Source organism: Kitasatospora sp. NPDC048365 (assembly GCF_043200835.1).
Lineage (GTDB): Bacteria > Actinomycetota > Actinomycetes > Streptomycetales > Streptomycetaceae > Kitasatospora > Kitasatospora terrestris.
Window position 1 is genome coordinate 41335 of sequence record NZ_JBICYJ010000020.1, and the last position, 11465, is coordinate 52799.

Sequence of the window (11465 nt, forward strand, 5' to 3'; positions counted from 1 at the left end):
AAAATCGGACATTTCCACACGTAGGCAATCAGATCCTCCCCCGGGTCGGACTCCCCGACACGGGTAGTGCGCGGGTTTTGCGAGACTTGGACGCGTGAGCAGCTCCCCCGCCCCCCAGCCCCGTGTCGTCTCCGTGGTCGGCGCCACCGCCGCCGGCAAGTCGGACCTGGCGGTGGCCATCGCCCGGACCCTCGGCGGCGAGGTGATCAACACCGACTCGATGCAGCTCTACCGCGGCATGGACATCGGTACGGCGAAGCTCACCATGGACGAGCGCGGCGGGATCCCGCACCACCTGCTGGACATCTGGGACGTCACCGAGGCGGCCAGCGTCGCCGAGTACCAGCGGCTGGCCCGGGCGGAGATCGACCGGCTGCTGGCGGCGGGCCGCACGCCGGTGCTGGTGGGCGGTTCGGGCCTGTACGTGCGGGCGGCGATCGACGAGATGGAGTTCCCGGGGACGGACCCGGCGGTCCGGGCGCGGCTGGAGGCGGAGCTGGAGCAGGTCGGCTCGGGCGTGCTGCACCGGCGGTTGGCCGAATCCGACCCGGCGGCGGCGGAGGCGATCCTGCCCAGCAACGGGCGGCGGATCGTCCGGGCGCTGGAGGTCATCGAGATCACCGGCCTGCCGTTCACCGCCAACCTGCCGAGCCGGACGGCGGTGTACGAGGCGGTGCAGATCGGCGTCCAGGTGCCCCGGCCGGAGCTGGACGCGCGGATCGGGCTGCGGGTCGACCGGATGTGGGAGGCGGGCCTGCTGGACGAGGTCCGGGAGTTGGAGAAGCTGGGCCTGCGGGAGGGGAGGACGGCGAGCCGGGCGCTCGGCTACCAGCAGGTGCTGGCGTACTTCGCCGGGGACTGCACCGAGGACGAGGCGCGCGAGGAGACGGTGCGGGCGACCCGGCGGTTCGCCCGGCGGCAGGAGTCCTGGTTCCGCGGGGACGACCGGATCCACTGGCTGGCCCGTCCGGAGGGCGCCGACCCGGTCGAGCTGCTGGAACGCTCGCTGGAACTGATCGCCGCGGGCTGAGCCGGCGCCCGGGGGCGGCTTCCGGCCACGGTGCCCGGGCAGCTGCACGGGAAGCCGCAGGTGCACGGGGAACCGAGGGTTACAGGCGGATCACGTCCTGGCATCGGATCACCCGACCACCCCTGCGGACGCCTGTCCGACTGTCTGGACATGCCATCATCGGTACCACCAGAGGCCGGTCACGCGGGGTCGGCCTCACCGCCCGCGAGCCGAAGCGCTCGTGTCGAGCCGTCAGGGGAGGCCGTGTGTCAACGGGTACCGGCCCCGAAACCGATGAGCTGACCGGCCTGGCCGACGGCTCGGAGACCCTGCCCGAGCTCATCGTCCCCACCACCTCGTACGCGGTGGCGCTGCCCGTCATCGACGACCTGGCCGCCCCCGGCGTGGTGCACGAGCGGGACATCCGTCCGCGTCGCCGGCTGCGCTGGTGGCAGATCCTGCCGTTCGCGGTCACCGGCACCTTCGGCTCGCTGATGTTCGCCTTCCCACTGGCCTTCGGCAGCGACGCCGCCTCCGCGATGATCGGCATGCTCGGCCTGCTGATGACGGCCGCCTCGGTCGGCTGGGGCGCGATGGTCGTGCGGCGGGCCGGGTACAAGTGGCCGGGTGTGCCGCGGCGGGGCAGCGGCGAGCGGGCCGGCTGGCGGGCGATCGTGGTCTACACCCTGGTGGTGTGCGTCGCGGTGGCGCTGGCGCTGTGGCGGGTCGTGCAGCTCCGGGGCTGAGACGCTCCCGGGTCCGCGTGCCGCGCGACAGTACTATCGGCGGTGTGAGCGAGCTGAGCGGACTGCCCTTCCTCAAGGGCCACGGCACCGAGAACGACTTCGTCATCCTGCCCGACCACGACGGGCGGCTGGAGCTGGGTGCCGCGCAGGTCGCCGCGGTGTGCGACCGGCGGGCCGGGATCGGCGGCGACGGGGTGCTGCGGGTGGTGCGCTCGGCGGCGGACCCCGCGGCCGTCGCGATGGCCGAGGCGGCCGAGTGGTTCATGGACTACCGCAATTCCGACGGCTCGATCGCCGAGATGTGCGGCAACGGCGTGCGGGTGTTCGCCCGCTACCTGGTGCACGCGGGCCTGGCGAAGCCGGGCGCGTTCGCGGTGGCCACCCGGGCCGGGGTCCGGCAGGTGCGGATCGCCGAGGACGCGGCGGACGGCACGCCGGGCGAGGTCACCGTGGACATGGGCGTGGCGAGGCTGCCCGGCCCGGACGGGATCGAGGTCGCGGTCGGCGACCGCCGCTGGCCGGCCACCAATGTGAACATGGGCAACCCGCACGCGGTCGCGTTCGTCGCCGACCTCGCGCACGCGGGCAACCTCTTCGACGCGCCCGCGGTCAGCCCGGCCGGGGCCTACCCCGAGGGCGTCAACGTGGAGTTCGTGGTGGACCGCGGGCCGCGGCACGTCGCGATGCGGGTGCACGAGCGCGGCTCGGGCGAGACCCGCTCGTGCGGCACCGGCACCTGCGCGGTCGCGGTCGCGACGGCCCGCCGGGACGGGATCGACCCGGCGGTGACGGGCGAGGCGGTGTCGTACACGGTCGACGTGCCGGGCGGCCGGATCGTGCTGGAGGAGTTCCCGGACGGCCGGGTGGAGATGACCGGACCTGCGGTGATCGTCGCCGAGGGCACCATCGCCTGAGTCCCGGTCGGGAGGGCAAACCTCGGACGGCGTTCTCGTTCGGGTGACACGCGAGGCGATCGCGCGGTCGCGGGGCGTGGTGTGCTCGGTAGCATGGACCACCGGGTCGGGAGGCGCTCCGGTGTTCACTGCCGGAGGTGCAGATGACCGTCCGCCCCGAGATGAGCGTGGGTCTGCCGTCGAGGCCGCAGGTCGGCCGGTTCAGCCGGGCGGCGTTGGGCCGGGCCGGGCGGGCGGCGCTGCTGGCCACCGGACGGGCGCCGGTGCCGGACGCGATCGAGCCGATCGTGCAGGCGCACCGGCAGCACCACCCCCAGGCCGACCTCGCGCTGCTCAGCCGCGCCTACCGGCTGGCCCAGGAGAGCCATCGCGGGCAGATGCGCAAGAGCGGCGAGCCGTTCATCACCCACCCGCTCGCGGTGACGATGATCCTCGCGCAGCTGGGTGCCGACTCCACCACCCTGGTCGCCTCACTGCTCCACGACACCGTGGAGGACACCGATGTGACGCTCGCTCAGGTCGCCGAGGACTTCGGCCCCGAGGTGGCGTACCTGGTCGACGGCGTGACCAAGCTGGAGAAGGTGGACTTCGGCGCGGCGGCGGAGCCGGAGACCTTCCGCAAGATGCTGGTGGCCACCGGCGACGACGTCCGGGTCATGGTGATCAAGCTGGCGGACCGGCTGCACAACATGCGGACGATCCGTCACATGAAGCCCGCCAGCCAGGTCCGGATCGCCAAGGTCACCCGGGACGTGCTGATCCCGCTGGCCGAGCGCCTGGGCATCCAGGTGGTGAAGGCGGAGCTGGAGGACATCGTCTTCGCCACCCTGCACCCCGAGGAGTACGCCCGCACCGGCGCGGTCGCCGCCGCGCACGAGGCGGCGCCGGACGAGCTGCTGCGCCCGTTCGCCGTCGAGCTGGGGCGGCAACTGGCCGAGGCGGGCGTGGCGGCGGAGGTGACCGTGCGGCCGCGGCACTGCGTGTCGCTGCACCGGGTGCTGCTGAAGCGCTCGGCGGCGCTCCGCGAGGACGGGACGGAGCAGGGCCTGCTGCCGGCGGACTTCGGCCGGCTGCTGGTGGTGGTGGAGGAGAATGCGGACTGCTACGCGGTCCTCGGCGAGCTGCACACCTGTTGGACGCCGCTGCCGGGGGAGTTCAAGGACTTCGTGGCGGCGCCCAAGTTCAACCTGTACCAGTCGCTGCACACGGCGGTCGCACTGCCCGGCGGCGAGGTGGTGGAGGTGCTGGTGCGCACCCGGCGGATGCACCGGGTGGCGGAGACCGGGGTGGTCGCGCTGGGCGACCCGCACCAGCACGCGGCCGCGCCCGAGGCCGACCCCGAGGACCGCACCGACCCGGCCCGGCCCGGCTGGCTGAGCCGCTTCCTGGAGTGGCAGCAGGAGACCCCGGACCCGGACGCGTTCTGGTCGACGCTGACCGCCGACCTCTCGGACGACCGGGAGATCACCGCGGTGACCGAGGGCGGCGGGACGCTGCAACTGCCCGCCGGGGCGAGCTGCGTGGACGCCGCTTACCTGCTCGGCGAGGAGACCGGCCACCGCTGCATCGGGGCCCGGGTGAACGGCCGGCTGGTCGCGCTGTCCACCTCGCTCAAGGACGGCGACATGCTGGCGGTGCTCACCGAGTCGACCGGCGAGCCGACCGGTCCGGCCCCGGAGTGGCTGGAGTACGTGCGCACGCCCGGTGCCCGGCTGGCGATCGAGCGGTGGCTGGCCGCGCACCCGGCGGGCGCCCCGGCGGTGGCCACCGGGCCGTCCGGCGGGCAGCCGGCGCCGGCCGCCCCGCCGCCGGCCGGGCGCGGCACGCTGCCGGTGGAGGTGGTCGGCCGGCCGGGCGCGGCGGTGCGGCTCGCCCGCTGCTGCACCCCGGTGCCGCCGGACGCGGTGACCGGCTTCGCGATCCGCGGCGGCGCGGTGGCGGTGCACCGCAGCGACTGCGCGGCCGGCCGGGAGATGCTGGCGGCCGGCCGCGGCCCGGTGGAGGTGGCGTGGATCCCCGGCGCGGGCCCGGCCGACGGCTTCCGGGCGACCCTGGTCGCGGAGGCGCTGAACCGGCCCCGGCTGCTGGCCGACCTGACCGCGGCGATCTCCGGCGAGGGCGTGTCGATCTTCTCGGCGGAGGTGGAGCCGCCCCGCCAGCTGCGGGTGCGCCACTCGTACACCGTGGAGCTGCCCGCCGCCGAGGCGTTGCCCGCGGTGATGCGGGCGGTACTGCGGGTGTCCGGGGTGTACGACGTGTACCGGCCGGGGGAGCAGCCGCCCGGGGATACCGCGACAAATGGGGATGACGCGTCCACGGAGGGCGTGGGACCATCGTGGGGAATTCACGGGCGTTCCGCCGTGTTTTCGGAGAGCAGTAGCCGATCAATCTAAGGATGAGATGACCTCCACGTTCGACAGCCGCACCCAGCCGAGCGAGTCCGCCCGCCGACTCGCCGACCTCAAGGCGGAAGCCCTGATGGACGAGGACCTCGCGGCGATCGACGAGGACCTCGACCAGAACTACGACGGCGAGCAGTACGACAGGTCCGAGCGTGCGGCCCTGCGCCGCGTCGTCGGCCTCTCCACCGAGCTCCAGGACGTCACCGAGGTCGAGTACCGCCAGCTCCGTCTGGAGCGCGTGGTGCTCGTCGGCGTGTGGACCGACGGGACGCTCGAGGAGGCCGAGAACTCCATGGCGGAGCTGGCCGCACTCGCCGAGACCGCGGGTTCCGAGGTGCTGGACGGTGTGATCCAGCGTCGCGACAAGCCCGACGCCGCGACCTACATCGGGTCCGGCAAGGCCAAGGAGCTGCGCGACATCGTGGCCTCCACCGGCGCCGACACCGTCGTCTGCGACGGTGAGCTCACCCCCGGCCAGCTGATCCAGCTGGAGGACGTCGTCAAGGTCAAGGTCGTCGACCGGACGGCCCTGATCCTGGACATCTTCGCCCAGCACGCCAAGTCCCGGGAGGGCAAGGCGCAGGTCTCGCTCGCGCAGATGCAGTACATGCTGCCGCGCCTGCGAGGCTGGGGTCAGTCGCTGTCCCGGCAGATGGGTGGTGGTGGCTCCGGCTCGTCCGGCGGCGGCATGGCCACCCGTGGCCCCGGTGAGACCAAGATCGAGACCGACCGCCGTCGGATCCGCGAGAAGATGGCGAAGCTCCGCAAGGAGATCGCCGAGATGAAGAAGGGCCGCGACACCAAGCGCCAGGAGCGCAAGCGCCACCAGGTGCCGTCCGTGGCCATCGCCGGGTACACCAACGCCGGCAAGTCCTCCCTGCTCAACCGGCTCACCGGCGCCGGCGTCCTGGTGGAGAACGCGCTGTTCGCCACCCTGGACCCGACGGTCCGGCGGGCCCAGACCCCCAGCGGCCGGGTCTACACCCTGGCCGACACGGTCGGGTTCGTCCGGCACCTGCCGCACCACCTGGTCGAGGCGTTCCGCTCGACCATGGAGGAGGTCGCCGACGCCGACCTGATCCTGCACGTGGTGGACGGCTCGCACCCCGAGCCGGAGACCCAGCTCGCCGCGGTCCGCGAGGTGATCGTCTCGGTCGAGGCACAGAACGTGCCCGAGATCGTGGTGATCAACAAGGCGGATGCAGCGGACCCGCACGTGCTGCAGCGCCTGCTGCGCCGCGAGCCGCACGCCATCGTGGTGTCGGCCCGCAGCGGCATGGGCATCGAGGAGCTGCTGAAGCTCATCGACGACGAGCTGCCGCGCCCCGCGATCGAGCTGCAGGTCCTGGTGCCGTACACCCGCGGCGACCTGGTCAACCGGGTGCACAAGGAGGGCGAGCTGCTCTCCACCGAGCACACCGCCGAGGGCACCCTGCTGCACGCCAAGGTGGCCGCGGAACTGGCCGCCGAGCTGGAGCGCTACACGGTGGTCGCGACCGGCTGAGCCGCCGCGACCCGGAAGGGCCCGGCCCCCCTCGCACGAGGGGGGCCGGGCCCTTCCGCGTGTCACTTGGGGAGCTTGTCGGCGAACGCCTCGTACATCTTGCGGGCCGTGTCGGTGAGGGTCGGCGAGGCCAGCATGGTGGAGGTCGAGTTGCCGACCGAGGTGTTGCCGATCAGCGCGGGCTTGCCGCCGCGCTGGGCGAACCAGCCGCCGCCGCTGGAACCGCCGGTCATGGTGCAGCCGATCGACTGCATCGGCGGGCGGCTCAGGTCGTAGGCGTACACGGTGGCCTTCACGGCCGAGTCGCAGTGCTCCAGCTCGGCGCCGTCGAACGGGGCGTCCGCCGGGTAGCCGTAGGCGGCGAGCGAGGGCACGGTGTCCGGCTGGGCGTTGAACCAGACCGGCACGGCGCCGCCGACGGTCTCCTCCAGCGACTTGCCGCCGCCGTCCTCGTTGTGGACGTGCAGCAGCGCGAAGTCGTACTGGCTGGCCGGGCCGCCGGTCTCGCCGCCCTCGGTGGTCCAGGTCGGCGTCACCCGGATCGCGTCGGCGGCGAACATGCCGTACGGCGCGACCTGCTCGAAGGTGGCCTTCTTGCCGCCGCTGGCGGCGCCGGTCCGGTTGTACGAGGGCACGAAGCTGATCTTCTTGAAGAAGTTGCCGCCCTTGCCCTCGTGGACGCAGTGCGCGGCCGTCCACACCAGGTTGGACTTGCCCGGGTGCTTCGGGTCGGCGACCACCGTGCCGGAACACTCCGACCACTGCTTCTCCGAGACCTGCATGAAGATCTTGCCGACCACCGCGGTGCCCGCGCTGTACGGGTGCTTCTCCGGCTTGGCCGGGATCGCCGCCGGGAACCGCACCTCGGCCCGGGTCGGGGTCTTCGCCTGCGCGGCGTTGGCCTCCTTGGGCTTGACGCCCTGGGCGGTCTGCAGCTTGCCGAGGTCCCAGTAGTCCTTGACCGACTTGAAGGTCTCCGGGCTGAAGCCGTGCTGGGAGGCGAACTTCTCCCAGTCGTCGGCCGACCAGTCCTGCATCTTGGCGATCTGCGCCTGGAGGTCCTTGAGGTCGATGCCGGGCTTGGCGGCGCCGGACGACGCGGACGACGCGGCCGGCGGGGCCGCGTTCGGCTTCGGGTCGTCGTCGTTGCAGGCGGTCGCGGTCAGGCTCAGCACGGTGAGCACCGCGGCGGCCGCGGCCGCGCGGGACCGGTTGTTCAGGGTACGCATGGTCGAATTCCCCGTGGTAGGTCGGTTGTTCACTTCTTGGCGAGGTAGTCGAGGGCCTGCCGGGCGACGGTCTCCAGGTACGGGCCGTTCAGGGTGGTGCGCGCGGCGGTGCCGATCGAGGTGTTGCTCACCAGTGCCTGCCGGCCGTCCGGCATGGTGGCGAACCAGCCGCCGCCGCTCGCCCCGGCGGTCATGGTGCAGCCGATGGTCAGCATCGCCGGACGGGCCGCGTCGAAGGACCGGCTGCCCGGGCGGCCGCCCTCGCAGTGCTCCAGCTCCTTGCCGTCGAACGGCGCCACCGAGGGGTAGCCCCAGACCGAGACGGCGAGCTGCTCGCGCGGCGCGTCGAACCAGACCGGCACGGCCGTGCCGATGGTCTCCTCCAGCGACTTCCCGCCGCCCTTCGGGTCGCGGACCCGGATCACGGCGAAGTCGTACTGGTTGGCGGCGTCGCCGGCCCGGGTGCCCTCGGTGGTCCACAGCGGCGAGGTGATCACCTTGTCGGCCCACCACTGGCCGTACGGCGCGGTCTCGTCGAGGCCCGCCTTGTGGCCGCCGCTGGCGGCGCCCGAGCTGTTGTAGGCCGGCACGAAGATCAGGTTCTGGTACCAGTCGCCGCCCTTGCCCTCGTGGACGCAGTGCGCGGCCGTCCACACCAGGTCGGACTTGCCCGGGTGCGCCGGGTCGGCGACCACGGTGGCCGAGCACTGGCCGACCCCGCCCTTGGGCGCGGTCATGAAGATCTTCCCGGTGGCCGGGAAGCGCGTGTACGGCCGCTCGGCGGGCAGCGCCCGCACCACCGGCACCGGCTCGGCGGTGGCCGACGGCGAGGGCGGCGGCGGGGCCGGCTCGGGCTGCCGCGGCTCCGCCCGGTCGAGCGTGTCGGCGGTCCAGAAGTTCTGCGCCACCGGATTGGAGAAGGCGTGCCGCTTCGCCCAGTCGTCCCAGTCCTGGAAGTGCCAGCCGCGCAGCGCCTCCCAGCTCGGCGGGGAGTCACCGCCCCCCGACGTGCACGCCGCAGCACCGAGCAGCACCGCCGCGGCGAGCGCGGCACAGCGCGCTCTTCCCCCGAACGTCGCCATCGTCCCCCCTGCTGTTCGAAAATCCCCCGGGGAAGTCTCCCACCCGGGCGGGTGCCGACCCCACCCGGCGTCCGCGCTGTTGACGTCCGGTCACCGAACCGTGACCGTGACGGTCCGTCAGGGTCGCACTCTTCACTCGACCGGGTGAGTGATCCACCGTCTTTCACCACAAAGAGTGAGCTGATCTTGTGATCACCCGCCGGGGATAGGTAGCCCTTACCTCTAGACGATCGCACGACCCGAGGAGGGGCTTTGGTCACCACTCTCACCGGAGTGCCTCCGGCCGCCCTGGCCCGGTCGGGCGCCGAACACCCCACCGACCCGCTGCTGCACCCCGATCCGGCCGCCGCAGCCGAACACGCCGCCACCGAGAGCCTGTTGCGCTGCTGGGCCCGGGAGACCGGCGCCCGCCCGGACGGCGACCGGCTGCGGGTGGCCGTGCTCGGCGGCGCCGCCGAGATCACCGCCCCGGTGCTGCACTGGTCCGCCTGCGGCTGGCACCGCTTCGGCCCGGCCACCGTCACCACCGCCGCCCTGCAGCACGGCCGGCCGGTGGACGCCGTCACCGTCGCCGCGCTGATCGCCGGCGCCGCCACCGACAACCCCGACCCCGGCCAGATCGCCGACCTGACCGCCCGGGTCGCCGACTCGGTCGGCCGCACCGCGGAGATCCTCGGCCACCGGCGCGCCCTGTCCGCCACCCCGCCGAGCCCCTTCCTGCGCGCCGAGCAGGCCCTGCTGCTGGGCCACCCGCTGCACCCCACCCCGAAGAGCCGCGACGGCCTCGGCCCCGCCCAGTCCGCCGCGTACTCCCCGGAACTGCACGGCACCTTCCGGCTGCACTGGTACGCCGTCGACCGCACGCTGCTCGCCGCCGACTCCGCCACCGGCCGCCCCGCCGAGGAGCTCACCGCCGAGCTGTACGGCCGCCCGCTGCCGCCCGGCACCGCCGCCCTCCCGCTGCACCCCTGGCAGGCCCGCGAACTCGCGCTGCGCCCCGCCGTCGCCGAACTCCTCGACAGCGGCCTGCTGCACGACCTCGGCCAGCACGGCGAGCCCTGGCACCCCACCAGCTCGGTGCGCACCGTCAGCCGCCCCGGCACCCCGTGGATGCTCAAGCTCTCGCTCGCCCTGCGGATCACCAACTCCCGCCGGGAGAACCTGCGCAAGGAGCTCCACCGCGGCGTCGAGGTGCACCGGCTGCTGGAGGCCGGGCTCGGCGCCCGCTGGAGGGCCGCCCACCCCGGCTTCGACATCGTCCGCGACCCGGCCTGGATCGGCGTCGACCACCCGTCCCTCGGCGACCCCGGCGGCCTCGACACCGTGCTCCGCCGGCAGCCCTTCGGCCCCGCCGACCGGGCGCTGTGCGTCGCCGGACTGGTCGCCGAGCAGCCGATCGGCCGGCTCACCTCGCAGCTGTCCGACGTGCTCGGCGAGCTCGCCGCCCGCACCGGCCGACCGGTCGCCACCGTCGCCACCGAATGGTTCCTGCGCTACCTGGACGCCGTCGTGCTGCCCATCCTCTGGCTGGACGGCCGGGCCGGCATCGCGCTGGAGGCCCACCAGCAGAACAGCCTGGTCGTGCTGGACGCCGAGGGCTGGCCGGCCGGCGGCCGCTACCGCGACAACCAGGGCTACTACTTCCGGGAATCCGCCGCCGACCGGCTCCGGCAGCAGCTGCCCGCCCTCGGCGCGCACAGCGACACCTTCGTGCCCGACGCGGTCGCCGACGAGCGCTTCACCTACTACCTCGGCATCAACCACGTCCTCGGCCTGATCGGCGCCTTCGGCTCCCAGCGGCTCGCCGACGAGCAGCTGCTGCTCGCCGCGCTGCGCCGGTTCCTGGCCGGCCCCCGGGCCACCGCCACCGGCTCCACGCTGCCCGCCCACCTGCTGCAGGCACCCACCCTGCGCTGCAAGGCCAACCTGCTCACCCGGCTGCACGGCCTGGACGAACTGGTCGGCCCGGTGGAGACGCAGTCGGTCTACGTGGCCCTCGACAACCCGGTGGCCGGGGCGTGACCCCCGGCGGCGCGGCGGTGACCGTCCCCACCGCCGCCGGGGAGTTCCGGCTCCGCCCGGTCACCCTGCCCGGCGACCTCGACCTGCTCACCGGCTGGATGAACGACCCGGCCGTGGACGCCTGGTGGGAGCTGGCCGGGCCGCCCGAGGCCACCGAGCGCCACCTGCGCGCCCAGCTCGACGGCGACGGCCGCAGCATCCCGTACCTGGGCCTGCTCGACGGCGTCCCCACCGGCTACTTCGAGCTCTACCGGGCCGACCTCGACCCGCTCGCCGCGCACTACCCGGCCCGCCCGCACGACATCGGCGTCCACCTGCTGCTCGGCCCGCCCGCCGCCCGCGGCCGGGGCCTGGGCAGCCTGCTGCTCGGCGCGCTGGCCGGCCTGGTCCTCGACCAGCGCCCCGAATGCACCCGGGTGGTCGCCGAACCGGACCTGCGCAACACGCCCTCGGTACGGGCCTTCCGCAACGCCGGGTTCACCCAGACCGCCGAGCTCGACCTGCCCGCCAAGCGCGCCGCCCTGATGGTCCGGCCGCGCGCACCGCACGAGTCCTAG

Annotated in this window: 9 protein-coding genes; 7 read left to right on the plus strand and 2 right to left on the minus strand. The window is 73.7% G+C overall.

Annotated elements, in window-relative coordinates:
* Nucleotides 1–94: 94 nt before the first annotated feature.
* The 5 genes from miaA to hflX all read left to right on the plus strand — a co-directional run bounded on the left by miaA (nucleotide 95) and on the right by hflX (nucleotide 6575).
* Nucleotides 95–1030: a tRNA (adenosine(37)-N6)-dimethylallyltransferase MiaA gene (gene miaA / locus ACGFX4_RS21270; RefSeq protein ID WP_393076571.1), complete on the plus strand. Its 936-nt coding sequence runs from the start codon at nucleotides 95–97 to the stop codon at nucleotides 1028–1030.
* Nucleotides 1031–1275: 245 nt separating this feature from the next.
* Nucleotides 1276–1755, plus strand: coding sequence for a hypothetical protein (locus ACGFX4_RS21275; protein ID WP_393076574.1), 480 nt, complete (start codon nucleotides 1276–1278; stop codon nucleotides 1753–1755).
* Between the two features lie 35 nt (nucleotides 1756–1790).
* Nucleotides 1791–2669, plus strand: coding sequence for a diaminopimelate epimerase (gene dapF, locus ACGFX4_RS21280; RefSeq protein WP_393076801.1), 879 nt, complete (start codon nucleotides 1791–1793; stop codon nucleotides 2667–2669).
* 161 nt (nucleotides 2670–2830) lie between these two features.
* Nucleotides 2831–5062 (plus strand): RelA/SpoT family protein, encoded by a 2232-nt coding sequence (locus ACGFX4_RS21285; RefSeq protein ID WP_393076804.1) that lies wholly within the window; start codon nucleotides 2831–2833, stop codon nucleotides 5060–5062.
* A 7-nt stretch (nucleotides 5063–5069) separates the two neighbouring features.
* Entirely contained in the window at nucleotides 5070–6575 is a 1506-nt protein-coding gene (gene hflX, locus ACGFX4_RS21290) for a GTPase HflX (protein ID WP_393076577.1), read from the plus strand.
* Nucleotides 6576–6637: 62 nt separating this feature from the next.
* On the opposite strand, the gene ACGFX4_RS21295 is transcribed toward hflX, so the two are convergent.
* On the minus strand, nucleotides 6638–7804 hold the full coding sequence (locus ACGFX4_RS21295) for a trypsin-like serine peptidase (protein ID WP_393076580.1): 1167 nt from the start codon (nucleotides 7802–7804) through the stop codon (nucleotides 6638–6640).
* 29 nt (nucleotides 7805–7833) lie between these two features.
* On the minus strand, nucleotides 7834–8886 hold the full coding sequence (locus ACGFX4_RS21300) for a trypsin-like serine peptidase (RefSeq protein WP_393076583.1): 1053 nt from the start codon (nucleotides 8884–8886) through the stop codon (nucleotides 7834–7836).
* A gap of 252 nt (nucleotides 8887–9138) precedes the next feature.
* Between ACGFX4_RS21300 and ACGFX4_RS21305 the strand changes: the two genes are divergently transcribed.
* Both ACGFX4_RS21305 and ACGFX4_RS21310 read left to right on the plus strand, forming a co-directional pair.
* Nucleotides 9139–10908: an IucA/IucC family protein gene (locus tag ACGFX4_RS21305; protein WP_393076586.1), complete on the plus strand. Its 1770-nt coding sequence runs from the start codon at nucleotides 9139–9141 to the stop codon at nucleotides 10906–10908.
* Complete coding sequence (locus tag ACGFX4_RS21310; RefSeq protein ID WP_393076807.1) at nucleotides 10800–11465, plus strand: GNAT family N-acetyltransferase; 666 nt, start codon at nucleotides 10800–10802, stop codon at nucleotides 11463–11465. The genes ACGFX4_RS21305 and ACGFX4_RS21310 overlap by 109 nt, the downstream gene beginning before the upstream one ends.